27 protein-coding genes and 1 tRNA gene are annotated in these 24,458 nt (G+C 61.4%); 8 read left to right on the forward strand and 20 right to left on the reverse strand.

What is annotated here, in order from left to right; genetic code table 11:
* Positions 1–13: 13 nt before the first annotated feature.
* From nrdR to KOM00_RS07530, 7 genes are all read right to left on the reverse strand, one after another.
* Positions 14–466, reverse strand: coding sequence for a transcriptional regulator NrdR (nrdR, locus tag KOM00_RS07500; protein WP_216498304.1), 453 nt, complete (start codon positions 464–466; stop codon positions 14–16).
* Positions 463–918: a deoxycytidylate deaminase gene (locus KOM00_RS07505; protein WP_216498305.1), complete on the reverse strand. Its 456-nt coding sequence runs from the start codon at positions 916–918 to the stop codon at positions 463–465. Before KOM00_RS07505 ends, nrdR begins: the two co-directional genes overlap by 4 nt.
* 54 nt (positions 919–972) lie before the next feature.
* On the reverse strand, positions 973–2,238 hold the full coding sequence (locus tag KOM00_RS07510; RefSeq protein WP_216498306.1) for an MFS transporter: 1,266 nt from the start codon (positions 2,236–2,238) through the stop codon (positions 973–975).
* A gap of 5 nt (positions 2,239–2,243) precedes the next feature.
* On the reverse strand, positions 2,244–2,654 hold the full coding sequence (locus KOM00_RS07515; protein ID WP_216498307.1) for a hemerythrin domain-containing protein: 411 nt from the start codon (positions 2,652–2,654) through the stop codon (positions 2,244–2,246).
* A gap of 263 nt (positions 2,655–2,917) precedes the next feature.
* Positions 2,918–4,099, reverse strand: a complete 1,182-nt coding sequence (locus KOM00_RS07520) for a hypothetical protein (RefSeq protein WP_216498308.1) — start codon at positions 4,097–4,099, stop codon at positions 2,918–2,920.
* An 89-nt stretch (positions 4,100–4,188) separates the two neighbouring features.
* Complete coding sequence (locus KOM00_RS07525) at positions 4,189–5,724, reverse strand: FAD-dependent oxidoreductase (protein ID WP_216498309.1); 1,536 nt, start codon at positions 5,722–5,724, stop codon at positions 4,189–4,191.
* A 71-nt stretch (positions 5,725–5,795) separates the two neighbouring features.
* A complete protein-coding gene (locus KOM00_RS07530) occupies positions 5,796–6,149 on the reverse strand; it encodes a cytochrome c3 family protein (RefSeq protein ID WP_216498310.1) in 354 nt (117 codons plus the stop codon).
* A 239-nt stretch (positions 6,150–6,388) separates the two neighbouring features.
* Between KOM00_RS07530 and KOM00_RS07535 the strand changes: the two genes are divergently transcribed.
* Both KOM00_RS07535 and KOM00_RS07540 read left to right on the forward strand, forming a co-directional pair.
* Positions 6,389–8,023: a sigma-54-dependent Fis family transcriptional regulator gene (locus tag KOM00_RS07535; protein ID WP_216498311.1), complete on the forward strand. Its 1,635-nt coding sequence runs from the start codon at positions 6,389–6,391 to the stop codon at positions 8,021–8,023.
* 73 nt (positions 8,024–8,096) lie between these two features.
* Positions 8,097–10,373, forward strand: a complete 2,277-nt coding sequence (locus KOM00_RS07540; RefSeq protein ID WP_236026820.1) for a Tex family protein — start codon at positions 8,097–8,099, stop codon at positions 10,371–10,373.
* Between the two features lie 107 nt (positions 10,374–10,480).
* On the opposite strand, the gene KOM00_RS07545 is transcribed toward KOM00_RS07540, so the two are convergent.
* The 5 genes from KOM00_RS07545 to KOM00_RS20620 all read right to left on the reverse strand — a co-directional run bounded on the left by KOM00_RS07545 (position 10,481) and on the right by KOM00_RS20620 (position 13,942).
* Positions 10,481–10,924: a hypothetical protein gene (locus tag KOM00_RS07545; protein WP_216498312.1), complete on the reverse strand. Its 444-nt coding sequence runs from the start codon at positions 10,922–10,924 to the stop codon at positions 10,481–10,483.
* 237 nt (positions 10,925–11,161) lie between these two features.
* Positions 11,162–11,809 (reverse strand): phosphatase PAP2 family protein, encoded by a 648-nt coding sequence (locus KOM00_RS07550; protein WP_216498313.1) that lies wholly within the window; start codon positions 11,807–11,809, stop codon positions 11,162–11,164.
* Between the two features lie 88 nt (positions 11,810–11,897).
* On the reverse strand, positions 11,898–12,188 hold the full coding sequence (locus KOM00_RS07555) for a DUF2325 domain-containing protein (protein ID WP_216498314.1): 291 nt from the start codon (positions 12,186–12,188) through the stop codon (positions 11,898–11,900).
* Between the two features lie 47 nt (positions 12,189–12,235).
* Positions 12,236–12,982 (reverse strand): DUF3793 family protein, encoded by a 747-nt coding sequence (locus tag KOM00_RS07560; protein ID WP_216498315.1) that lies wholly within the window; start codon positions 12,980–12,982, stop codon positions 12,236–12,238.
* 270 nt (positions 12,983–13,252) lie between these two features.
* Positions 13,253–13,942 carry a hypothetical protein gene (locus tag KOM00_RS20620; protein ID WP_236026821.1) on the reverse strand — a complete coding sequence of 230 codons (690 nt, stop codon included), beginning with the start codon at positions 13,940–13,942 and terminating at the stop codon, positions 13,253–13,255.
* Between the two features lie 294 nt (positions 13,943–14,236).
* Here KOM00_RS20620 and mobA point away from each other — a divergent pair, with 294 nt between their 5' ends.
* Together mobA and mobB are read left to right on the forward strand one after the other, a co-directional pair.
* Positions 14,237–14,833, forward strand: a complete 597-nt coding sequence (mobA, locus tag KOM00_RS07570) for a molybdenum cofactor guanylyltransferase (RefSeq protein ID WP_216498316.1) — start codon at positions 14,237–14,239, stop codon at positions 14,831–14,833.
* Positions 14,830–15,333, forward strand: a complete 504-nt coding sequence (gene mobB, locus KOM00_RS07575; RefSeq protein ID WP_216498317.1) for a molybdopterin-guanine dinucleotide biosynthesis protein B — start codon at positions 14,830–14,832, stop codon at positions 15,331–15,333. The genes mobA and mobB overlap by 4 nt, the downstream gene beginning before the upstream one ends.
* 143 nt (positions 15,334–15,476) lie before the next feature.
* On the opposite strand, the gene KOM00_RS07580 is transcribed toward mobB, so the two are convergent.
* A complete protein-coding gene (locus KOM00_RS07580; RefSeq protein WP_216498318.1) occupies positions 15,477–15,815 on the reverse strand; it encodes a zinc ribbon domain-containing protein YjdM in 339 nt (112 codons plus the stop codon).
* An 84-nt stretch (positions 15,816–15,899) separates the two neighbouring features.
* Positions 15,900–15,974, reverse strand: a tRNA-Gly gene (locus KOM00_RS07585).
* A gap of 130 nt (positions 15,975–16,104) precedes the next feature.
* Here KOM00_RS07585 and KOM00_RS07590 point away from each other — a divergent pair.
* The 3 genes from KOM00_RS07590 to KOM00_RS07600 all read left to right on the forward strand — a co-directional run bounded on the left by KOM00_RS07590 (position 16,105) and on the right by KOM00_RS07600 (position 17,469).
* Positions 16,105–16,728 carry a hypothetical protein gene (locus KOM00_RS07590; protein WP_216498319.1) on the forward strand — a complete coding sequence of 208 codons (624 nt, stop codon included), beginning with the start codon at positions 16,105–16,107 and terminating at the stop codon, positions 16,726–16,728.
* A 100-nt stretch (positions 16,729–16,828) separates the two neighbouring features.
* Positions 16,829–17,263 (forward strand): acyl-CoA thioesterase, encoded by a 435-nt coding sequence (locus tag KOM00_RS07595; protein ID WP_216498320.1) that lies wholly within the window; start codon positions 16,829–16,831, stop codon positions 17,261–17,263.
* Positions 17,264–17,271: 8 nt separating this feature from the next.
* Complete coding sequence (locus KOM00_RS07600; protein WP_216498321.1) at positions 17,272–17,469, forward strand: hypothetical protein; 198 nt, start codon at positions 17,272–17,274, stop codon at positions 17,467–17,469.
* Here KOM00_RS07600 and gluQRS read toward each other — a convergent pair.
* The 3 genes from gluQRS to KOM00_RS07615 all read right to left on the reverse strand — a co-directional run bounded on the left by gluQRS (position 17,460) and on the right by KOM00_RS07615 (position 19,181).
* Positions 17,460–18,395: a tRNA glutamyl-Q(34) synthetase GluQRS gene (gene gluQRS / locus KOM00_RS07605; RefSeq protein ID WP_216498322.1), complete on the reverse strand. Its 936-nt coding sequence runs from the start codon at positions 18,393–18,395 to the stop codon at positions 17,460–17,462. The two genes, KOM00_RS07600 and gluQRS, sit on opposite strands and share 10 nt — an antisense overlap.
* A 54-nt stretch (positions 18,396–18,449) precedes the next feature.
* The gene (gene ppnP, locus KOM00_RS07610) at positions 18,450–18,761 is read right to left on the reverse strand and encodes a pyrimidine/purine nucleoside phosphorylase (protein ID WP_216498323.1); all 312 of its coding nucleotides are present in this window, start codon (positions 18,759–18,761) and stop codon (positions 18,450–18,452) included.
* A 72-nt stretch (positions 18,762–18,833) separates the two neighbouring features.
* Positions 18,834–19,181: a hypothetical protein gene (locus KOM00_RS07615; protein ID WP_216498324.1), complete on the reverse strand. Its 348-nt coding sequence runs from the start codon at positions 19,179–19,181 to the stop codon at positions 18,834–18,836.
* Between the two features lie 239 nt (positions 19,182–19,420).
* Between KOM00_RS07615 and KOM00_RS07620 the strand changes: the two genes are divergently transcribed.
* On the forward strand, positions 19,421–20,095 hold the full coding sequence (locus tag KOM00_RS07620) for a hypothetical protein (RefSeq protein WP_216498325.1): 675 nt from the start codon (positions 19,421–19,423) through the stop codon (positions 20,093–20,095).
* A gap of 79 nt (positions 20,096–20,174) precedes the next feature.
* Here KOM00_RS07620 and glnA read toward each other — a convergent pair whose 3' ends face one another.
* The 3 genes from glnA to KOM00_RS07635 all read right to left on the reverse strand — a co-directional run bounded on the left by glnA (position 20,175) and on the right by KOM00_RS07635 (position 24,419).
* On the reverse strand, positions 20,175–21,587 hold the full coding sequence (gene glnA / locus KOM00_RS07625; protein WP_216498326.1) for a type I glutamate--ammonia ligase: 1,413 nt from the start codon (positions 21,585–21,587) through the stop codon (positions 20,175–20,177).
* Positions 21,588–21,625: 38 nt separating this feature from the next.
* Positions 21,626–21,964, reverse strand: a complete 339-nt coding sequence (locus KOM00_RS07630) for a P-II family nitrogen regulator (protein WP_012531513.1) — start codon at positions 21,962–21,964, stop codon at positions 21,626–21,628.
* 373 nt (positions 21,965–22,337) lie between these two features.
* Positions 22,338–24,419, reverse strand: coding sequence for a glutamine synthetase III family protein (locus KOM00_RS07635; RefSeq protein WP_268898990.1), 2,082 nt, complete (start codon positions 24,417–24,419; stop codon positions 22,338–22,340).
* Positions 24,420–24,458: the final 39 nt, after the last annotated feature.

Here is a 24,458-nt window from a genome sequence, read left to right on the forward strand (position 1 = left end):
GGGACACCGGGAGCTATTTCTTGAGGAGGTCCTGCAGCTCCACCATGAACTCGTTGATGTCCTTGAAGGAGCGGTACACGGAAGCGAAACGGACGTAGGCGACCTGGTCGATGCCGTGAAGTTCGTTCATGATCCATTCGCCCAGGGTGGTGGTCGGGATCTCGCGCTCGCCGCTCTCCTGCATCCGGGTCTCCAGGCGGTCCACCAGCTTCTCGATGGTCTCCACCGAAACCGGCCTCTTCTCGCACGCCTTCTGCAGACCGGCCACCAGCTTCAGGCGGTCGAAGGGCTCGCGCCGGCCGTCACGCTTGGTTACCAGGGGGAGCACTTCCTCGATCCGCTCGTGGGTGGTGAAACGCTTGCCGCAGGACTCGCATTCGCGCCGACGGCGGATGGCGGCGCCCCCCTTGTCGGGGCGGGAGTCGACTACCTTGCTGTCGCTGAAACTGCAGAAGGGACATTTCATGCTTGCGGCTCCTCGTACTTCTCGACGATGACCCCAGACTCGCGGATCATCTCCTCCGCCAGTTGGTCCGGGTACCCGGAGAGGTAAACGACCCGCTTGATCCCGGCGTTGATCACCATCTTCGAGCAGATGATGCAGGGCATGGTGTTGCAGTACAGGGTGGCCCCTTCGATGGAGGTGCCGTGCTTTGCGGCCTGGATGATGGCGTTCTGCTCGGCGTGCAGGCCGCGGCAGAGTTCGTGGCGCTCACCGGACGGGATTCCCATTTTCTCCCGCAGGCAGCCGATGTCCAGGCAGTGGGCGGTACCGGATGGCGCGCCGTTGTAGCCGGTCGCGAGGATGTTCTTGTCCTTCACCAGCACGGCACCGACCTGCCTCCTCAGGCAGGTGGAGCGCTTGGCGACCAGACGCGTGATCTCGATGAAATATTCATCCCAACTCGGACGCACCATAACTAGCCCCTCTCATGTGAAATTTGGCCAGAATAGCCGTTTTCGCGGGCCCGGTCAAGCGGCGTGAGAGTACGGAGGGACCGATTCACATGAGGACGATGCCGTCGCGGAGGCAACCGCCAGCGTTTTGGGGGACGCGGGGAGAGCGACCTCCGGTTCGCCCTGGCTTGTGTGGAGGGCGAAGAGGGCGACGGCGCCAAGCCCGATGGTCCCCGCCGCATGGAACACGGCGACCAGGCCGAAGGCCCCCTGCAGGAGCGCGCCGAGAAGCGGCCCCGCGGCGAAACCCAGGTTGAGGGCGGCGTTGAAGGTCCCCACCGTCACCGCCATGCCGTGCCGCGCCCCCTCCTCCACCAGGAGCGCGCTGCTCGCCGGCTGCGAGACCACGCTGCAGACGCCGATGGCCAGGGTGAGCAGCAGCATCTGGTAGAAACCGGGTGCCGCAGGGATGAGGAAATAGAGCAGGGATACGGCGCTCCCCCCTGCCAGCACCAGCAATCGGCGCGGCGCGCGGTCCGAGAGGATCCCCATCGGGCGCAGGAGCAGCGTCATGGCGACGGTGCCCGAGGCGAGGACCAGGCCGCTGCGCACTCCGGTCAACCCCAGCTTGCCGGTGAGCAGGATGGGAAGAAAGGCGCCGGTAAGCGAGATCCCGAAGGCCCTGCCGAAGATGAAGGCCAGCAGCGCCCGGTAGCTGCCGGGGCCGCCACTGCGCCAAAGTCGCGGGGCGCCGGTCCGGGCATGGCGCGGGGCGTTGCCGGCGAAGCGCCCGCCGCCGGGGATGCCGCGCAGGGCGGCAAAGAGGGCGATCACGCACAAGAGCGCGACCGCCGCGAAGACCCCCGCAAAGCCCCCGCAGTCCTTGAGTATGCCGCCGGCAAGCGGCCCAAGGCAGAGCGCGCCGTAAAAGGAGATGTCGAAGGTGGCGAGGACGGTGCCGCGCTCCTCCTCCCCGGCGCAGCCTCCCACCAGCGACAGGAGCACCGGGCGAAACAGGGCGCAGCTCACCCCCTGCAAAAGGCGGAGCACGGTGAGCGCCGCAACCGAGAGGTTCAACAGGTAGCCGACCGACACCAGCAGGTAAAGGGCGAGGCTCAAGAGCACGGCCTTTCGGTAGCCGACCCGGTCCGACCAGGCGCCGAGCGCCGGGCCGCACGCTATCTTGGAGAGGGAATAGCAGACCAGCGGCAGCCCGAGCATGAGGCCGCGGGCGCCGAGGCTGAAGAGATAGGTCGAAAAGAAGGCGTCGGCGATGCCGAAGCCGAGCGTTACGGCGAAGTTCACCAGGAACAGGGTGCCCAAAAGCTTGCGGCCTCGCATCGTTTTCACCCCCGTGCGGTCAGAAACGCCTCGAAGGCCCGGTCGTGCACGTCGATGTGCTCCAGCCAGAGACGGCGGATCTGCTCCAATTCGTCGGCCGGCGTCCCCTTCCCCATCGCCAGGCGGTAGCGCAGCTTCGCCGTCCCTATGCTGATCGACTGGTGGCACAGCCGGTGCTCCCTGGCCTTCGGGAAGGCCACCAGTTCCATGAAGCTCTCCTCCGGGCCGATGTGGGTGAGAGTCGCCGTCACCAGTTGGTCGAGTTCCCCGCTCACGTCGCAGCTCGGCTGTCGGCGCAACTGCTCCAACATCCGGTTCAGGCGGTCGATGATGCTGCGGTAGCGGCTGTCCCACTGCCGCGCTTCTTGGGACGGGTCACGCACGGTCGGAGTGAGGAGCTGGCTGTTCTTTTCCATCGTTTTCTTCCATTTGACTATTGAGCATGAGCTTCGCACATGCGTCCACCTCCCCTCTTCCCCTGGGAGAGGGTCAGGGTGAGGCGTTGCCAGGGGCAAGATAACCGCGGCGGGCAGAACCCTCACCCGCCCTTCGGGCACCCTCTCCCGGAGGGAGAGGGACCTGCGGGAGATCATCGCCAATCGGGTTTCATGAAGGCGGGGGGAGCACACCCCCCGCCGCCACTGCTGCGATGTCCGGCTGCCGCCGGAGCATCCGGGTGTTAAAAGGTCATCTGCCACTTGGCGCCGGCGATCAGGGAACGCGGCTCCTTCTGTCCCAGCGAGTTCTTGAAGTCGTTCAGGTAATCGACCTCCGGGACGATGTTGATGTGCTTGCCCAGGGCATAATTCATGTTCACGAAAGCGGCCATGCGGGCGTCGGCATGCGCGATCGGGTTGTCGTCGATCACGTAGGACGCGCCGGTGTAGAGCATGGCCCGGTCGCTCGCACGGTACCCCACCTGGCCGAAGCCGCCGTAGGTGTGCGAGTTCTTGCCGTGCAGGGTGTCGTAGTAGGCGCCGTTGGCCTGGCCCGGGTTGGCCAGCGTGTTGCCGGTGCCGTTGCCGGTGGCGGTGCTCATGAGGTCGCCGGTGTTCTGGCCGGTGAAGACGTTGTAGCTGAACTCGACCGGGGCGAAATCCACCTTGCCGTGGAAGAAGGCGAGGTAGGAGTAGATGTCATGCTTCAACGGGGTGGAGTTGTTGGTCGAGCTGGTCACCTTGTACCAGTTGCCGGCGACGCCGCCGCCGTAGGTCCAGTTGTTCAGCTTCCCTTCGTAGCCGACCACCATCTTGGGGAGCATGGTGTCGTAGTCGGTGTAGGTCGCGGCGTAGCTGTTGCCGGTCTGGCTGTAGGCCGCGGTCACGTCGGCGTTGGGGGAGACGTTGGTGGTGTTGTTGGCCTGGTTGCCGACGCGCGGCTGCATGGCGTCGACGTAGAAGCCGTTGTTCATGGTCACCTTGATGTTGGCGTAGCGGCCGTCCCAGAGCGAGCCGTAGCCGTTGAAGCCGCCGTCGCTGTCCCAGACCTGCTGGGAGCGGAACACGTAGGGGCTCGGCGTCTTACCGATGCGCAGTTTCCCCTCGCCGAAATCCCACTCGCCGTAGAGGAGCCGCACTTCCACCCCCTTGGAGTACGCCTTCGGGTTGTAAAGCCCGATCTCGGCCACACCAGAGTATTCCCCGTCCTTCACCTTGACGCCGACGAAGCTGTCGCCGAAGTTGTCCAGGCTGAAGTCGCTGTCGTGTCTGGCGGCCCCGGTGGCCGGGCTGTAGAAGGAGTTCTGGGTCCAGAAGGTCCCCAGCTTGATGTTGCCGTAGGCGTTGAGGTCGATGGCCAGGGCGGGTGCGGAGCACGCCATGGCGGCAGCGAAGGTCATGGCGGCTAAGTTCATCTTCTTCATGGTACTGTTCCCTTTCGATTGGTAGTCGTTGATTTAGTTGCAATACCTGCGTCTGCCGTGGCGGGGTCACCGCCACGGCAGGAAAAGCGCTACTTGGTCATGCCTGCGTACTTGAGGGCGTTTTCCGCCGCGATGCGCCCGGAGTTGATGGCGTAGCCCGCGGTGCCGCCTCCCAACAGCAGGTCGTAGCTGTCGCCGTACATGCCGCCGGAGTCGGTGCCGACCGCGTAGAGGCCCGGGATCGGCTCGCCCTTGGCGTTGAGCGCCTCGGTGTTGCCGGAGATCTTCACACCACCAAGGGTGCCCAGGTGACGCGGCAGGAGCTTGACCGCGTAGAAGGGACCGGTGGCGATGGGGCGGAGGTACTTGGACTTCTTGTTGAACTGGCTGTCCTCGCGAACGGAGGCGGACTTGTTCATGGTCTCAACGCTCACCTTCAGGATCTTGGGATCCATGTTGAGCTGCTTGGCCAGTTCCTCGATGGAATCGGCCTTGAAGGCGAAGCCGCGTTTTCTGGCCAGCTCCTTGTTGAAGGACTCGTCGAACTTGGCGAGCTTGGTCCCCTGGAGCACCCACTCGCCCAGCGGCATCTCGATCCCCTTCTCGACGGCCTGCTTCCTGGTGGCCTCGTCGAAGATGGAGTAGGCGGTGCCGCCGATCCTGGTGATGGCGTTGCCGGCGTAGGGCCAGAACTCGACGCTGGATTCGTCGACGTAGCGCTCGCCGCGCGGGGTGACCCAGAAGTAGGGCTGCACCGCGAGGGCGATCATCTGGTCGGCCGGGTGGAAGCCGGGGAGGCCCGGGCGGTACGCTTCGACGGTCCCCATCCCCTCAAGCTGCGCGCCGACCTTCTCGGCCATCCTGATGCCGTCCCCGTCCTTGCCGATGTTGCCGACCGGGATCACCTCCGGGTACGCGACGTACTTCTTCATCATCTCCTTGTTGTTGGCGAAGCCGCCGGTGGCGATGATCACGGCCTTGGCCCTGATCTTCAGCTGTTCGCCGGACTTATCCTTGGCCACAACGCCGACCACCTTGCCATTGTCGGTGATCAGGTCGGTGCCCGGGGTCTCCAGGAGGATCTTGCCGCCGTGATCCTGCACGTACTTCTCGAAGACGTTGATCATCCTCTGGCAGTGAAAGTCCCTGGGGTTCTTGTCCGGGTAGTCCGGCCCCGGCGCGATGACGTGCCAGGTGAGCGGGCCGCCGAAGCCGCCGACGCCGACGTACTCGATCTTCACGCCCAGGTCGTCGAGCCAGTCGATGGTCTCGGCGGACTTGTCCACGAAGTTCTTGGCCAGGGCGCCGTTGGCCTTCCAGTGGCTGTAGTTCATGATCAGCTTGAAGGCGAAATCCTTGCTGACGTCGATGCCGATGCGCTTTTGCTGCTTGCTCTCGGCTGCGAAGACCCCTTCGCAGAAGCTGCCGGTGCCGCCGACCTTGGCCTGCTTCTCGAGCACCACCACCTTGGCGCCCTGCTGCAGTGCCTGTACCGCGGCCGCCAGGCCGGAAGTGCCGGCGCCCACCACCACTACGTCGGTCTTCATCTCCTTCTCTGCCATCGCCGGAGCGGCGAAGGCGAAAAGGGCGACGAACACCACCGCCATACCTCGAACTCTCCTCATCGATTCCTCCTCTTTGATTTCCCCTCAGGGGTTGGTGAGACGCGGGGTCGCCGCGTCCTGAACAGTTCGAGCTACTTGTCCTTGAATTCGAAGTCGCTGTGGCACTCCAGGCACAGGTATTCCGAAGGTGCGTGCACCCGGTGGCACTTGAGACACGCCATCCTTCCCAGGTGGGAGTCATGCGGGTTGTTGTGCATCCCCTTGGTGCGCTCGGCGACCTTGTCGTAGCCGCCGTGGCAGTCGAGGCACGCCTCGATCCCTGCCGCCGCGGTCGGCTTGTCCGTCTTGTGGCAGTCGGCGCAGCCAAGCCCCTCGGAGGCATGCTTTCCCTTGATGTCCGCCGCGAAGGCCTCGCTCCGGGTCAGGAACAGCCCCGCCCCCAGGGCAGCCAGCAGCGCCAGCGATACGAAAAATTTCTTACCCACCTTGAACCTCCTATTCGTGTTGTGCGCCTTTACTCGCGGGGGCCAGAGCCGCGGAGCAGGCCCCGTTGGGTCGACGGGCGGCAAAAAACCCGCCTTGCATGGGTGAATAGCAGCGAGCGTGCCACCAGAAAAGAAATGCGAAAACGGCAACTTGCAACAAAGGCACGTATACAGCGTGAAAAATGCCTATCATTATGATAGTGTGCTTTATTATTCTGGTAGGCAGCTAGGAGGCGGGGATGCAATCGGCGGATCTGGATTTACGGGAGCTACTTTCCTTTCGTCCCGACGGGGGGACCATGTTCTTCATGGGGCGCAGGGCGATCATCTTCGATGCCGTCGCGCTGGGACTTTTGCGCAAGGAACTGATCAGCTCGCTCGGCGTGGCTGCCGCGCGCAGCATCCTGACCAGGTTCGGCTATGCCCACGGCAGGATGACGGCGGAAAGCCTGAAGCAGGAATTCCCCGACCTCTTCGCGGACAGCTGGACCGGTCCGAAACTGCACATGCTGCAGGGGATGGTCCGGGTGGAGGAAAACAGGCGCAGCGACGGAAACGACGACCAGCCTCTGGTCCAGTCCTTCTGGTACGACTCCTACGAGGTGGAGCAGCACCTTTTGCACCTGGGGCTTTCCGAAGAGTCGGTCTGCTGGACCCTTACCGGTTTCGCCAGCGGCTACGTCTCCTATTGGAGGGGCGAAAAGGTGTACTTCATCGAGGACCGCTGCTGCGGCAAGGGGGACGCGGTCTGCCACGTCGAGGGGAGAACGAGGGAACAGTGGGGCGAGGCCCTGGAGCCGTATCTCCCCTATTTCGAATCCGAGACCGGCGACGAGGTGTTCCAGAACCTGGCCAAGGCGTTGCGCGATACCGAAGAGCGCCTGAAGAAGCAGCGGCGCCAGATGTCGTGCCTGAGTGCGGGGGCGGAGGAATTCGGCTGCATCACCGCGCGTTCGAGCGCCATGCGGCAGGTGGTCGAGCTGACCCGGCGCATCGCGCGCGTCGATTCTTCGGTGATCGTGACCGGCGAAAGCGGCGCGGGAAAGGAGCGTATCGCCCGGCTGATCCACGAGGAATCGGCCCGCGCCGGGCGCCCCTTCGTCGCGGTGAACTGCGGCGCGCTTACCGAAACCCTTTTGGAGAGCGAGCTCTTCGGCCATGCCAAGGGGGCGTTCACCGGGGCGGATCGGGACAAGATGGGGCTCATCGAGGCGGCAAACGGCGGCACCCTGTTCCTGGACGAGATCGGGGAGGTCTCCCAGTCCATGCAGGTGAAGCTGCTACGGGTGCTGCAGGAACGGGAGGTGAGACGGGTCGGGGAGAACCGGTCGCGGCAGGTGGACATCAGGGTGGTCGCCGCCACCAACAGGAACCTCTCCGACGAGGTGAGCAAGGGGAACTTCCGGCGCGACCTGTACTACCGGCTGAGGGTGATCGAGGTGCGGGTCCCTCCCCTGAGGGAAAGAAACGAGGACATCCTCCCCCTGGCGCGCATCTTCCTGGAGCAGGCGTCCAAGCGCGCCGGGCGCAAGGTGACCGGGTTCACGCCCAAGGCGGCCGACCAGCTGCTGCGCTACACCTGGCCGGGCAACGTGCGGGAACTTCAAAACGCGGTGGAGCACGCCGTGGCGCTTTGCCTGGACACGAGAGCCGACCTCGAGGACCTGCCTGAAGAGCTCAGGTCCGCGCTGCCAAGGCCGGGGATCGTTGAGTCGGTGCGCCCGCTGGAAGAGGTGGAGCGGGAGTACATCCTGGCGGCTTTGAGGGCGACCGGAAACAACAAGTCGCGCACGGCGGCGGAGTTGAACATCGGCGTCGCAACCTTGTACCGAAAGCTCGCCGAGTACGAGAAGCAGGGGTTCCTCCCCCACTAGGCGGGGCGGGAAAGTTCTTGCCCCCGGCGCCCAAAGAGTGTAAGAAGTACCTCTTTTTTTGGAGGAGACCGTTTTGACTATTCACGCAACAGACACACCACAACTTCTTGAAATCGTTGTTGAAGAAAGCGGGCTGCCGCGCGGCGGGGTGCTCGCCACGGTCTCGCTTTTGAACGAGGGGGGCACCGTCCCCTTCATAGCGCGCTACCGCAAGGAGCAGACCGGCGAACTGGACGAGGTGCAGATCCGCGAGATCGAGGACCTGCTCAACTACCACCGCGAACTTGCCGAACGCAAGGCGACCGTGCTGAAAAGCATCGAGGAGCAGGGGAAACTGACCCCGGAGCTCTCCGCGCGCATCGCGACCTGCCGCAAGAAGACCGAACTCGAAGACCTCTACCTCCCCTACAAGCCCAAGCGCCGCACCAAGGCGACCATCGCCCGGGAACGCGGCCTGGAACCACTGGCCCAACTGGTACTGGCGCAGGAGTTGACTGCAGGCTCGGCGGCTGATGCCGCCGCTCCCTTCGTCAGCGACGAACTGGGGGTCCCCGACGCGGCTGCTGCCTTGGAAGGAGCGTCGCATATCCTCGCGGAGCAGCTTTCCGAGGACGCCGACCGGCGCGCCATGGTGCGCGACCTCACCCGCGCCGAGGGGATCTTCGCGTCGCAGCTTTTGAGCGAGGGGGCGGATCGCGAAGGCAAGTTCAAGATGTACTACGAGTACCAGGAGCCTCTCAAAACGATACCGTCGCACCGCATGCTCGCGATGAGACGCGGGGAGAAGGAGGAGGTGCTGCGCCTCACCCTGCTCGCGCCGGAAGAGGAGATCGTGGCGCGGCTCAGGGGGGGGCTCATCAAGCGGGAAAGCATCTTCAAGGAACTGCTCGCCGCAGTCGCCGCCGATGCCTACAAGCGGCTCATCGCTCCGTCCATCGAGGTCGAGCTGAGGCTGGAAGCGAAGACCAGGGCCGACGAGGCCGCCATCGCGGTCTTCGCGCAGAACCTGAGAAACCTGCTGCTCCTCCCCCCGGCGGGCGGCAGGAGGGTGCTGGGCGTCGACCCGGGCTTGAGGACCGGGTGCAAGCTGGCCGCCATCAGCGAGACCGGACGTTTCCTGGAGCAGACGACCATCTACCCGCACACGGGCGGGCCAAAAGCGGAGAGCGCCGGCGCCGAGTTGGTGCGGCTCGTTGAGCGCCACGACCTGCGCCTGATAGCCATCGGCAACGGCACCGGCGGCCGCGAGACCGAGGTCTTCGTGCGCGAGGCGCTCCGTTCGGCGGGCGTCAAGGCCGAGACGGTCATGGTGAACGAGGCGGGCGCCTCGGTCTACTCTGCTTCCGAGATCGCGCGCGAGGAGTTCCCGGAGCTGGACCTCACCATCCGCGGCGCCATCTCCATCGGCCGCAGGCTGCAGGACCCGCTGGCCGAGCTGGTGAAGATCGATCCCAAGAGCATCGGGGTCGGGCAGTACCAGCACGACGTGAATCAGTCGCTCTTGAAGAAGGCGCTGGACGCGGTGGTGGAATCGTGCGTCAACTACGTCGGCGTCGACCTGAACAGCGCCTCCTGGGCGCTCCTCTCCTACGTGGCCGGTCTCTCCGAGAGCCAGGGACGCGCCATCGTGAAGTACCGCGACGAGAGCGGCGCCTTCCCGACCAGGCAGGCGCTCCTGAAGGTGCCGCGCTTCGGCCCGAAGGCCTTCGAGCAGGCGGCGGGCTTCCTGCGCATCCGCGGCGGAGAAAACCCCTTGGACAACAGTGCGGTGCACCCGGAGAACTACGGGGTCGTGGAACGGATGGCGGCCGATCTCGGCGTTACCGTGGCCCAGCTCGCCTCCGACCCCGCCCTTTCCGCCGGGATCAAGCTGGAGCGCTACGTAACCGACGGCATCGGCCTCCCCACATTGCGGGACATCCTGGCCGAGCTGAAGAAGCCGGGGCGCGATCCGCGCGAGCAGTTCCAGACCGCGACGTTCCGTGAGGACGTGGTGACCATAGCCGACCTGAAGGAAGGGATGATCCTGCAGGGGGTGGTGACCAACGTCGCTGCCTTCGGCGCTTTCGTCGACATCGGGGTGCACCAGGACGGGCTCGTGCACGTAAGCCAGCTGTCGCACCGCTACTGCAAGGACCCCAACGAGGCGGTCAAGGTCGGCGAGATCGTCAAGGTGAAGGTCCTCTCCGCGGACCCGCAGACCAAGCGCATCTCCCTATCCATCAAGCAGGCCGAGCCGGAGAAGACACCGAAGAGTGCGGCGCCGAAGAACCAGCCGAAGGCGAAGGAACAAAAGCCTGCCAACGACCTGTCGGCGTGGGAGCGTGCCGGGTTCAGGGTCAGGAAATAATCCTTTTCTCCGTGGCCGATGCGTTGTTTTTTTGAATAAAAAAGGGGCTGCCGGATATGAAAACCGGCAGCCCCTTCTTTTTTCGTGCTCTTTCCGATGCTATCTAGCTAGGCGCTTCTCAAAAGCTTGCGGCCGGTCTTGAAGACCACCTCAACCTTGCCCGCCTGGCAGGATGCCACCACGCCGGTCCCGAAGGTGGGATGGCTGATCAACGTGTTGGACTTGAACTTCCCTTCCATGCTGTAGGGAACCGCGAGATCCGGATCGAGAGGGCGGATCATCTCGTCCCAGATCGCCTCGTCCGATATCGCCGGTGCCTTGGCCGCCCTTGTCCGCGGCGTCTTCACCTCTTTTTCAGCCTTTGCTCCCTTCACGGTGGCGGCCTTAGGTTCTTTTACAGGACGATGGTTGTGTTCGCTGCCGCAGGTGTTGCATTTCACCCGCACCACCTGACCCGCCACCATCGCGACGATGGTGTGGTTCAGCAGTGCCTTGCAACGCGTGCATTGCGAGTCAACCATGTCTCCTGCCGTTAAAGCTCTTCTTTCCATTGGGCCTCCCTGACCTTTTTATGCTCAAACAAAAAGGGCTTAACCGTAGGCGGCTAAACCCTTCCCATGCGTTATCTGATCGCGGTGACAGTCCCCCGCTCATCTGTTACGAATCGTTGGTTTAAGCGTTCCTTCTATCGTCAATGTGCTGTTGAAATATAAGGGATTTCGGCCTGCGATGCAAGGGAAAAAACCCGAAGCAAAGCCACGCTGGGCGCGCCACTACGGGAACCCCCGTCAGTTGGCAGAGGTGCGGCGCCTGCAAAAAATCAGGCGGGAGACCATCACCTCGAGCAGGATGGCGAGGTAAGCCCCGACGACGACGTCGCTCAAGAAATGGTAGTTGGTGGCAACGAGCGCGGCGGCCAGCAGGATCGCGGTTACGATGCCGATGGGGCGGCTTTCTGGGTAGAAGCGCCAAACAGCGGCCAAAAGGGCCACGATGACCAGCATGTGACCGGAGGGGAACCCGTCGCAGTACTCCTTCATCTGGAACCAGTGGAAGCCGTAGTCGCCCGGCTCGTGCAGCCAGTAACGGGTGTTGGACCGCCCGAAGGCGATTTTCAACAGAGCCTTGACAAGGTAGGAGACCGGCGCCAGCCAGACCACCTCTTTGGCGAGCATTGTGGCACGGTCGAGGATGCCCCTGCCGTAGCGGAAAAGGTAAAGCAGGCAGGAGCCGACCGTGGCAACGACGACCACGGCGAGCAACAAGTCGGGAAGCTCGGCAGTGGCCCTGACCCAATGCCGGTTGGCATAGAGATAATCCCTGACGAAAACTGCAACCGGTATGTCGAGGTAAAAGACGCAAAGGACCGTCCAGGGTACCAGAAGAGCCCCGATCGCCGCCAGCCTGCGGGATGTCCTGTCATTCACATCGGTCATGCGGATCCTGCCGTATCGTCTTGATGTCGAACACGGCTACACCTAACACAGATGCGATCCGATATGAAGCCGAATTTGCATCAGCTGCTCACTGACAGTTGCGAGCGAGGCACTGGAGACAGTTCCTGAAGGTGCACACGCCGCAGGCATGTTCCATCAGCACCGGGATGTTGTTTGCCTTGGCCACCTGCATCGCCTCGATCTTCACGCGGTGCGACACCTTGTTGGTAAAGATCACCATCGCGTCAGCCTTCTTGAGCTTTGCGGCTATGTTCGTTTCTGAGGTGCTGAAAAACTGCAGCGTCATGCCGGCGCGTTCGGCCTCCTCCATGTAGTGTTTTCCCAGGCGATCCATCCCGCCGATCAAAGCTATGCACATCTCGCCCTCCCCCCGAGGCGCGCACGCCTCGGTTTTGATATTCACTTTCACGATACTGCCAAAAAAGGGGCACGCTCCTGCAGGTACGAATCTGCAACAGTGGTGGAGCTGTTTCTCAGGCAATCGAGCGGGCTGCACCCGGAAGCCAGGCGCGACGACATCCTGCTGCGGCACTCGCGGTGGCATTCCGCAAGACGCAGACTCTGCTCCGGTTTGCCGAAGATCTTCCAAGGGCCCTGGCAGGTGAAGGCAAGCTGCGCCCACCCCATGAAGCCGACCACGTCTTTCAGCGGATAGCCGAGAAAGACGCCGATCTCGTGAGGGAACCCCTCCCCCACCACGCGCGTCTGCAGTTCGTCCAGAACCTCGTCGAACTCATCGACGTTGCGGTAGCCGGCCTTTCCCAGGATGATGCGCACGCTTTTCTGGGCGAGCAGGCCGCCCAGTGCCTCCTGCGAGTAGAGCAGGAGCAGGATGGAGGAACCGCGGTCGTCGAGGACACGCACCTTGAGCCCGCTCTGTTCGAGGAGTACAGCACCATGTTCTTTCCAGAGGAGATAGAGGTTGCGGCCGCAGGAACGGTTCTTGTTGGCAAGGCAGACGAGGTTTGCCGGCTTGGCGCCCTGCAGCACCTCGGCAAGTTCCAGCGCCAGGAAGGAGGCGAGACATTCTTCGTCGGTCGGGTAAAGTCCGGCAAAATCCTGCCAGGCGGCCCTCGACAGGCGGGTCGAATCGGATGCGCCGACGCCGTTTACCGCTGACAAATCCTCTTTAACCCCAACAGCACCGCTCATATCCCCTCCACAGCCCCTGACAGTGGCTTCCGCCTGATTCACAACACGTTACCCGCACTGACTGAATCTTTTCAAATGGTCACCGCGCGGCGATAATGAAAACTGTTATCAGTTTTATAAAGAAGATCCCGCCTTATGTCAACAGCTAATTTGAGGAAGTTTTTTTGGAGCGGGATGGGGTGGATACAGCAGGGGTGAAGGTGGGACTCCCGTTATGAAAGTCGCCCCGACCTCTGCTGCCGCCAGAGGCCGAGGCGTGGGCCTTTTATGTCAGTTACCCCAAGGCTCGGTGAGCTGCAGCGCCCTTTTCAGGGCGTCATCCGCAGCGGCGACGTCGTCAGGTTCGCCCAGGAGGGCCTCAACCCATTGGTTCAAACCATGAATACGACGCACCTCGGGCAGGGAGGACGTGAGCAGCGACTCCAGTTCCGAGCTCTTGTCCTCGAAGTCGATGTCGAGATACCACAGGGCCAGGACGTACGAGGCTATCCCCTGCTCCGACTTGAACCCCTTGCTCTCCGCCAGTTCCGTGGCGCCGGCAAGGAATTGCCAGCGCTGGTCGCGCTCGATCTTGTGGTAATCGGTCAAGTCCCGCATCAAAGCGGCGTCCAGTCGCTCCAAGAACGCAGCCCGCGCCACGTCGTTCTGCTGCAGGTCGAGGATTCGATCCTGCCGCACCGTTTCCGCCGGCGACGGGTCAATGCGGACCGAGTCCTCCCGCGCCGGCTGCGCCTCGGTGGAAGTAGGTTCCTGCTGCACTGGCCGCTGTCTTCCCCACTGCAGGAGCTTTTTGAGCCCTTCCAGCGCCCCCCACAAAAACAGCACGATAAACGGAAGGAGGATCCCTATGCACCACGTCCAGGAAAGCAGAGGAATCATTACGATGGTGATCAGCGTGATTGGGAGCAGCGCCGCGCCGAAGAGCACGTATTTGCAGTAGGTGAGCACGGTGTACTTCACAACGCACCTCCTCCGCTAGAGGTTCGGAAGGATCAGACCGTTCAGCACGTATCGGTACACGAGGTGCCGAACGACAAACAGGATGAGGGGTGCCGCTACCAGCACCGCCGACCATGGGGTGGTGGCAAATACGGGTTGTCGCGCCTCCAAGGACAACGGAGAGGTTAGCATAAATTTAGTAACTGCAAACACCGGGGGAGGATTTTAATTTCTGCCACCACGAACCGCTGTTATGGTATAAACGATGCTGGTTTGGGAGGTAAGGAAAGGGGTTGTAAAGCGGAGTCAGCAGAGATGCCAGGTTTGTTGGCGGACGACATAACGGGGATCATCCTGGTGGGGGGCAAAAGCCGCCGCATGGGACGGGACAAGGCTTTTCTGGAACTGCAGGGGAGGCCGCTCTTCGAGCGGGTGCTCGACCTGTTCCGGGAATGTTTTCCCAAGGTGATGCTGGTAGGCGATCGGGGAGAGCGCTTCGCAGGCTACTCCCTCGACGTCATCCCCGACCTCATCCCCGGCAGCTCCCTGGGCGGGGTCTACACCGGCTTGTCCGGCGCGGACAGCGAGTGGATCTTCGTGTCGTCCTGCGACCTCCCCTTCCCCAGCAAGGCGATCCTGCAGCACCTCTGCTCGCTCAGACAGGGGTACGACGCCGTGGTCCCGAAAACCAGGCACGGGTATGAGCCGCTCTTCGCGCTGTATTCCAAGAGATGCCTGGAGCCGATAAGGGAACTGCTGGAGGGGGGCGAATGCTGCGCCTACGCCTGGTATCCGCAGGCGAGGGTGAAGGAGGTTGGCCCTGAAGCCATCGCGCATCTCGACCCGGCCGGCACCGCCTTCCTGAATCTCAACACACCGGAAGACGTTATCAATACAGGAGGAATCACATGACGGTAAAGGCAGTATCCTTTGTGGCAAAATCGGGCACCGGCAAGACGACCCTGCTGGAGAAGGTGATCATTCACCTGAAAGAACGCGGATACAAGGTGGGGGTCATCAAGCATGACGCGCACCGTTTCGATATCGATCATCCCGGCAAGGACAGCCACCGGCTCACCGCCGCCGGCGCCGACACCATGCTTATCTCCTCACCGGAGAAGCTCGCCATCATCAAGAAGCACACCCAGTCCCCCCCCATCGAGGAGCTGATCGAGACCTATTTCGGCGACATGGACATCGTGGTTACCGAAGGTTTCAAGAAGAGCGGCATGCCCAAGATCGAGGTGAACCGTCAGGAGAGGAGCACCTCCTTACTCTGCCGCGGCGAAAACTACGATGCCACCCTGATCGCGGTCGCCAGCGACGCCGAGCTCGAGCTCGACGTCCCGGTGCTGGACCTGAACGATCCCTGCGCCGTCACCGATTTCATCGAAGAGACCTTCCTCCAGTAACACCCCTTCCAGGAACTGACGCAAAAAGGGGGACCAGCAGGTCCCCCCTTTTTGTTTTCCCATAGTGTGTATCCCACGAGGGCGCCGGCCTCTCCCCCGAAACTAGAGCGCCCCCGTGCGTTGAAGCTTTACCACGTTAGGACTCATGCTTTCTTCACGTACTCGGACTTCAACTGCATGGCGCCGATGCCGTCGATCTTGCAGTCTATGTCGTGATCGCCGTCGACGAGACGTATGTTGCGCACCTTGGTCCCGACCTTCACGACCGACGAGGAGCCCTTGATCTTCAGGTCCTTGATCACGGTGACCGAATCTCCGTCCTGAAGCACGTTGCCGAAGGCGTCACGAACCACGCTCTCCGTATCCGCACTGTGCGTCTCGGCCTGGGACCATTCGTTGCCGCACTCGGGACAGATGTAGAGCGCGCCATCTTCGTAGGTATATGCGGAACTGCAGGAGGGGCATTCGGGTAGGGTTGTCATGTGATTCCTCTTCAAACCTTTGATGTGCTGGACCAAAGAAAAACCCCGGCTGCCTTTCGGGCTACCGGGGTTCTGGTGATTAATTGGAGCGGGAAACGGGGTTCGAACCCGCGACTTCAACCTTGGCAAGGTTGCACTCTACCACTGAGTTATTCCCGCTCAACAGAGATCCTGTTTATAGCAAAAGCCGCCTCCACAGTCAATCCCTTTTTTTAATGACACGAAAATTTTCATCCGCCAATGCGCTAAAAGTCGTATCATATCGCACACCATCAGCTATACTCGTCACATGAGAAAGGATGACAAGATACGTGGGATGATTGCTAGCGAGGCGGCCCGGCTCATGTACGAGGATGGAGTCCGTGAATACCGCGACGCAAAACGAAAGGCGGCCAAGCGGTTCGGCCCTGAGAAGGCGCTCTCCCTGGGTTCCCATCTCCCGACCAACGCCGAGATCCATGAGGAACTCGCCCGCCTGATCGCGACCAGGGAGGAGGAGGTCCTGCCTCAGCGGCTGCTGGGGCTCAGGGTCACCGCCCTCTCCTACCTGGAGCTGTTCGAGGAATTCTCGCCCTACCTGGTCGGCTCGGTCCTATCCGGCGCGGTCACCGAACGCAGCGACATCGACATCCACCTTTTCTCCGACTCCATAGAAGCGGTGGAAAGCCTCCTGCGGCAAAGCGACATCCCGTTCCAGACGGAAACGGTCCCCATCAGGAAGGGAGGGGTGATCAGGGATTACACGCACATCTACCTCGAGGACCAGGGAGTCGAGATCGAGTGCTCGGTGTACCCGGCGGATGAACGACGCAACCGCACCAAAAGCAGCATCACGGGGAGAGCGATGGAACGGGCCAGCGCCGCTCAGCTCAGAAAGCTCATCGGCGCGACTGCCCGCGCGAACGAGGCCTGATTCCCGCGCCCTGCCGCGACCGATTACGAAAGGGCAGACATCGGAGCGCTCGAGTGAGTCCTTCACCTGCAGATAAAATCAGATTTGAAAAGGAGACCCCATGGAGAACAGAAAAGCGGAGCTGATCGAAACGTTGCTCCCCAAGGATACCAATTCTTACGGTAACATCTTCGGCGGCGTGATCATGAGCATCATGGACAAGACCGCCGGCGTGGTCTGCTGGCGTTATTCCCGCAAGCGGGTGGTGACCGCCTGCGCCCAGCGCATCACCTTCCACACGCCGATCAACGTCGGCGAGGTGATCTACTCCCGGGCCACCATCATCCACGTGGGGCGCACCTCCATGGAGGTCGAGGTGGAGGTGGAAGCGGAGAATGTCACCGACGGCAACAAACGGCTTGCCGCCAGCGGCGTCTTCACCATGGTTGCGGTCGACGAAAACTGGCATCCGGCACCGGTGCCTCAATGGCAGCCGGTTACCGAGGCGGAACTGGAAAAATGGCGCGAGGTGGAGAAAAGGAGAAAAAAAGGGTGAGTTTCCGGATGTCCCTGCTGCTGATGCTGCTGTTTCTGCCTGGATGTGAAACGCTGAACGATGCGATGATCCGGTACACGCTCAAAGAACCAGGACTGAGCGGGAGGATCAGCGACCAGATCAGAGAAGGACTGAAGAAACGGGAACAGGCACCGCCGACGGCGAGACCTCAGGAAACCCCACCCCCCTTTATGGATCAGGGGTAGACAAAAGGCGCGGGGGTGCGGGGGATGGCGGATACGTCGAGATGGGCGATTCCCCACTCCAGAAGCTCCGCCGGCGCCGCATCCTGCAATTCCGGCGGGGGAGCTTGCCCGAGAAAACGGAGCGCCGCGAACAGCAGGCGCCCCCCCTCCCGATCCAGGTCACGGCCGGCAGCGAGGGAAACCGCGTTGTCCCGCTTGCTGAGCTTCGCGCCATCAGGGCCGGTTACCAGCGGCAGATGGTAGTAGGAAGGGGTGGGGAAGCCGAAGATGCGCTGCAGGTAGATCTGGCGCGGCGTCGAGGCCAGCAGGTCAGCCCCCCGCACCACCTGGTTCACCCCTGAGGCGGCGTCGTCGACCACGACAGCCAGATGGTAGGCGTAGGGACCGTCGGCCCGGTGGATCACGAAATCGCCGCAGGATGCGGTGAGATGCTGGCTGTAGCGCCCCATGATCCCGTCATCGAAGGAAATCACCTCGTCGTAGACCTTGATCCGCAGCGCACGTTCCACCTTTTCGAGCGGCAGTCCATTGCGACACAGCCCCGGGTAAACCAGCCCATCTTCGTGGGGGGCCGAGGCGATCTGGGCTATTTCGCTCCTGGTGCAGCCGCAGGCATAGGCGAGACCGCGTCGCTGCAGTTGCTCCGCGGCGGCCCGGTAATGCTCGGTCCGCCTGCTCTGGTACAGCACCTCGCCGTCCCATTGAAAGCCGAGCTTCTCGAGGGTCGCCAGCATATCGTCGGCGATGCCCGGCACCACGCGGGGCAGGTCCAGGTCCTCCATACGTAACAGCCACAGCCCCCCCGCCCTCTTGGCGACCAGGTAGCTGCCCAAGGCGGCGACCAGGGAGCCCAGGTGCAGCGGTCCGGTTGGAGACGGCGCGAAACGGCCGACCTGCTTTTCCGTGTCTGATGCGGTGGATGTCAAGGGTTCACCAGGAGCGCCCCCGCCCCAGGGAAAGCCGGGGCGGGGGCAGCTTTATTAGAGGAAAGAGCAGCAGTAATCGGAGACGGCGGTGACCTTCAGCTTGAAGCTCGAGTTTTCAGGAACCTCGAAGGCCTCGCCACCCTTGACGGTAACCCAGTCGGGGGAGCCGGGGAGCAGCACGGTCATCTCGCCGGACATGATCTCCATCAGCTCAGCGGAACCGGTGTTGAAAGTGTACTCGCCCGGCATCATGATGCCCAAGGTCTTGCGCGACCCGTCGGCGAAGAAAATGGTACGGCTGGTCACCCCACCGTCGAAATAGACATTGGCCTCTTTGACGACCGTTACGTTGTTGAACTCAGACACAGTAACCTCCCTCAATGGTATGAAATCGGGCGCAAACCCTGTAGTACGCACTCCGGCGGAGGCTAGCCGCCTCTACTTCTCCCACTCGCCGCTCTCCCAACGCTCCAAGGCGGCCTGGGCACGAAAGCCCATCAGTCCTGGCTCGCGGGCGATGACAGTGAGCGTCGCCACGCAGCGCTCGGGAGCTTCCCCCATGGCGTAGACGGCCACCATGCCGGCAACGACGGGATCGGGGTCTTCAAGCAGGCGGAGCAGTTCGGCCACCCCACCTTCACGCTGCAGAGCGCGGTAGTAGCGGGTGAGATCGGCGACTTCGGCGGCGGCCAGGTCCTCTGCCATGACTTCCAGGGCCTCGGCATGGCGCACGGCCGCCTTGGCAAACCACCCCACCAGCTTTGTCACCTTCTCATGCTGCTGCAACCCTTCCTCCCGGACATGGCGGCCTCTCGTCTGCCGGACCGCGAAGGCTGAAGGTAGCAGTTTTTCCCTGTGTCTTCAAGGATAAAGACTCCACCCGCTGCCTTTGAGTCGTCCTACTCCACAGGTAATCACACACCCAGAATCCTGCGGTTACTGGGTTTCCTATTGCATTGACAGGAATTAAGACGACCTGTATAGTCCCGCCTAATTAGCTTACCGTTACTGTAAGGAGCCTTTGAATGCTTAAGAAGCAAACAGTACCCGCCTTGGCCATGTCGTTTCTCGTGATGATGAGTAGCGGCTGCACTCACAACATGAGGATCACCAATGCCGATGACTATTTCATTCCTCCCGCCGCTGTGCCTAAGCAGACAGTAAAGCTCGGCGTGACTTCGGCCAACAGCAGTCAGCCCCAGAACAGCCGGTACATTTCCGCCATAGTCGATGCTTTGCAGAGAAACAGTGCCGTCGAGAGGGTCATCTATCCATACACCGCGGCGAACAAGGACCAAGCCGATGCCGTCATCGACCTGTCCGTCAACCCTCGTTACGACGGCAAGGGCTCGAACTTCTTCGTGAACTGGCCGGGCTTCCTGATCTTCGCACCCGCCATCTGGGGCTACGGCTATACCGTCGACATAAGCACCGAGGCCACCATCACCAATCTGAAGAACGGCAAGTCGCAACAGCTATCCGTCCCCGCACATTACGAGTTCAGGCAGGCTGAAATCGACAGGACCTGGACCGAGGTCGGCTGGTTCGAAGTCGGGATCATCCCGCTCATCGGTGGCATCGCCTTCACCGGCTATGACGATGATCTCACCCCCGAGTTCATCAAGAACGTGGGGCCGAGCTACGGTCCGTACGTCGCCACCAAAACCACAAAAGCCGTCTTCGACAGCCTGGGCTACTGAGCCAAGTCAGCAAAGAGCAGACGCAAAAAAGGCGGGGGAAAATCCCCCGCCTTTTTTGCTGCCCGTGTGAGCAAACTGCTTAGATGTCGAAGTACAGGGCGAACTCGAGCGGTACCGGACGCATACGAACCGGGTTGACTTCGGCTTCGGTCTTGTACTCGATCCACTTGTCGATGACGTCCGGGGTGAAGACGTCGCCCTTGAGCAGGAACTCGTGGTCGTCCTTGAGCGCGTTGAGCGCCTCCTCCAGGCTGCCCGGAGCGGACGGGATGGTGGAGAGCTCTTCCGGAGACAGACCGTAGATGTCCTTGTCCAGCGGCTGGCCCGGATCGATCTTGTTCTCGATGCCGTCGAGGCCCGCCATCAGCATGGCGGCGAAGGCGAGGTAGCCGTTGCAGGACGGATCCGGCGTACGATACTCGATCCTCTTCGCCTTCGGGTTGTTGGAGAACATCGGGATACGCAGGGAGGCGGAACGGTTACGGCTGGAGTAAGCCATGTTCACCGGAGCCTCAAAGCCCGGCACCAGACGCTTGTAGGAGTTGGTGGTCGGGTTGGTGAAGGCGCAGAGAGCGCGGGCATGCTTGATGATGCCGCCGATGTAGTACAGAGCCATCTGGGAAAGCCCGCCGTATTTGTCGCCGGCGAAGAGGTTGGTGCCGTCTTTCCACAGAGACATGTGGCAGTGCATACCGGAGCCGTTGTCGCCGTAGAGCGGTTTCGGCATGAAGGTTACGGTCTTGCCATTGCGGTTCGCGACGTTCTTGATGACGTACTTGAACCACTGGAGCTGGTCAGCCATGTCGACGAGCGAGGAGAAGCGCATGTCGATCTCGGCCTGGCCGCCGGTGGCGACCTCGTGGTGCTGGCACTCGACGCGGATGCCGACCTTCTGGAGCTCCATCACCATCTCGTTACGGAGATCGTTCTGGGAGTCGGTCGGAGCTACCGGGAAGTAGCCTTCCTTGTGGCGCGGTTTGTAGCCGAGGTTCGGGAACTCTTCGCGGCCGGTGTTCCAGGCGCCTTCCACGGAGTCAACTGCGTAGAAGGAGGAGTTGGAGTTGGAGTCGTAACGGACGTCGTCGAAGATGAAGAATTCGGCTTCCGGTCCGAAGTATGCGGTGTCGGCGAGGCTGGTCGACTTAAGGTAGTTCTCCGCCTTCTTCGCGATGTTGCGCGGGTCGCGGGAGTAGCTTTCCTTGGTGATCGGGTCGAAGATGTCGCAGATCAGGGAGAGGGTCGGCACCGCGGTGAACGGATCCATTTTTGCGGTGGTCGGATCCGGGAGGATGATCATGTCGGAGGCGTGAATCGGCTGCCAGCCACGGATGGAGGAGCCGTCGAAGCCCTGGCCTTCCTCGAAAGTGTCCTCGCCAAACTCGCTCATCGGCACGGTGAAGTGCTGCCAGATGCCGACGAAGTCCATGAATTTGAAATCGACCATCAGCACGCCGTTTTCTTTGGCGAACTCCACTACTTGTTTTGGTGTCATCTACTGTCTCCTTTCGAATTAAGTAAAGAATCAGCCAATTAGAGAGCGTCCTCGCCCCTCTCACCGGTCCTGATCCGGACTACCTCTTCAACGGGGGTGACGAAGATTTTACCGTCGCCGATACGCCCGGTCTTCGCGGCCTGCTCGATGGCGTCAACGACCTTGCCAACCACTTCGTCAGAGACGATGATCTCCATCTTGATCTTAGGAATGAAGTCAACGACATACTCGGCGCCGCGGTAAAGCTCCGTGTGCCCTTTCTGGCGACCGAAGCCCTTCACCTCACCGATGGTGATCCCCTGGATGCCGATCTCATTGAGTGCTTCTTTCACTTCATCAAGCTTGAAAGGTTTTATGATTGCTTCGACTTTTTTCAAGGCAGTTATCCTCCGCTTGTCGTTCAGTGCGCCGCGAATTATAGATACCTTGCCGTGGAATTGCAAGTTTTAATAAACCGCGGGCTGATGGTTGGTAACTCTACTGCAAGACTTCGGCCAATCGGCAGGATGCCAGCACCTGCGTGACATTCCGGCAACTTAGCCAACCAGGTTCACTATCCGATATCGAAGAGAGCAAGGCCGCTGCCGAAAAACTAGGCAAACAGTTGCTTACAATATATCCGGTGAGCCCTCGGGCTTATTAAACGTTTCTTGTTAAGAACAGTTCTAGCGAGGTACCCGACTGTGGCAAAGCTAAAATAGGAGCCCCCGTAAAGAGGCTCCTACTATCAGCCAGGTCAAGATCCAGAGATTACAGAACGAAAAGCATTTCCCTGTAGGTCGGCAGCGGCCAGTATTTGGCAGCTATGATCTTCTCCAGCGCATCGCCGGTGGCACGCAGTTCAAGCATCTTGGTAAATACGTTTGCCCTGAATGCGGCTGCCTGCTTCTCGGCATCGGCAATGTTCAGGGCGTCTTCAAGTGCCTTCTCAAGCGCCTTGGTATTGGCGCTCATCGCGGCCAGTTTGTCGCTGAGCTCTTCCAGCAGTTCCTTCTGGGTGGAGACATCCAGCTTGCCGGAAACGGCGGTAACCGCATTGATCGACGATGCCACAGTTGTCGCATACTCGAGGGCGGTGGGGATGATGCTGTGGTTGGCCATGTCGATCATGGTCAGGGCTTCGATGTTCAGGGTCTTGACGTACTGCTCGACCATGATCTCGTAACGTGCATGAATCTCTTTTTCGTTGAAGACGTTGTGAGCAGCGAACACCTCGACCGCTTCCTTGGAAACGAGCTCCTTGAGCGCGTCAGGAGTGCTGGGAATGTTCGGCAGGCCGCGTTTCGCGGCTTCCTGCACCCACTCGTCGGAGTAGTTGTTACCGTTAAAGATCACGCGCTGGTGTTTTTTCGCGGTTTCCTGCAGCAGTTTGTCGAGGTCGGCATCGAAGTCGGTGGATTTCTCCAGCACGTCGGCGAATTCCTTCAGCGCCTGGGCAATGATGGTATTGATGATGATGTTGGGGCCCGAGATGGAGAAGGAGGAACCGAGCATCCTGAATTCGAACTTGTTGCCGGTGAAGGCGAACGGCGAGGTCCTGTTCCTGTCGGTGGCGTCCTTGGGCAGCGCGGGAAGGGTGCTTACGCCGATGTCCATGTGACCGCTCATGGAGGACGATTTCGCTACGCCCTTAACGATCTGGTCGATGATGTCGGCAAGCTGCTCGCCGAGGAACACGGAAATGATCGCCGGAGGCGCTTCGTTGGCGCCAAGGCGATGGTCGTTGCCGGCATTGGCGCAGGAGCAGCGCAGCAGCCCGGCGTAGGTGTCGACGGCCTTGATGGTGGCCATGAGGAAGGTGAGGAACTGGGCGTTTTCGTGCGGGGTGTGACCCGGCTCGAGCAGGTTCTGGCCGTCGTTGGAGCTCATGGACCAGTTGTTGTGCTTACCGGATCCGTTGACGCCCGCAAACGGCTTCTCGTGCAGCAGGCAGACCATGTCGTGCCTGAGGGCGACACGCTTGAGAACTTCCATGACCATCTGGTTGTGGTCGGTAGCGATGTTGGTATTTTCGAAGATCGGCGCGATCTCGAACTGGCCAGGTGCCACTTCGTTGTGCTGGGTCTTGGCGGTAACGCCGAGCTTCCACAGCTCTTCGTTCACTTCCTTCATGTACCCCAGCACTCTTTCCTTGATGCTGCCGAAGTAGTGGTCTTCCAATTCCTGCCCTTTCGAGGACATGGCACCGAAGAGGGTCCTGCCGGCCATCATCAGGTCGGGCCTTTGCAGGTAGAAAGACTTGTCGACCAGGAAGTATTCCTGCTCGGCGCCGACAGTCGAGGTAACCCTGGTGACATCGTTATTGCCGAACATCTTGAGAACGCGCACTGCCTGCGCGGACAGCGCTTCCATGGAACGGAGCAGAGGGACCTTCTTGTCCAGGGCCTCGCCGGTGTAGGAGCAGAAGGCGGTCGGGATGCAGAGCGTGACGACGTCGGCCTCTTCCCTCAGGAAGGCAGGGGAGGTGCAGTCCCAGGCGGTGTAGCCCCTGGCTTCAAAGGTCGCCCTCAGGCCACCGCTCGGGAAAGAGGAGGCATCCGGCTCACCCTTGACGAGTTCCTTGCCGGAGAACTCCAGCAGTGCCCCGTTCTCTGTGGGCGAAAGGAAAGCGTCATGCTTTTCCGCGGTGATGCCGGTCATCGGCTGGAACCAGTGAGTGAAGTGCGTTGCGCCTCTTTCAACTGCCCACTCTTTCATTGCCGATGCGACAACATCCGCGATAGAGGGATCCAGCGGCAGACCTTCGTCGATGGTTTTCTTGAGGTTCTTGAAAACAGCTTTCGGCAGTTTGTCTCTCATAACGGACTGGTTAAACACGTTTTGCCCAAACATCTCCACGGTACAGCCTCCTTTTTATGCAGCGGTGTCTAA

It is taken from the genome of Geomonas diazotrophica, assembly GCF_018919385.1.
GTDB classification, from domain to species: Bacteria; Desulfobacterota; Desulfuromonadia; order Geobacterales; family Geobacteraceae; genus Geomonas; species Geomonas diazotrophica.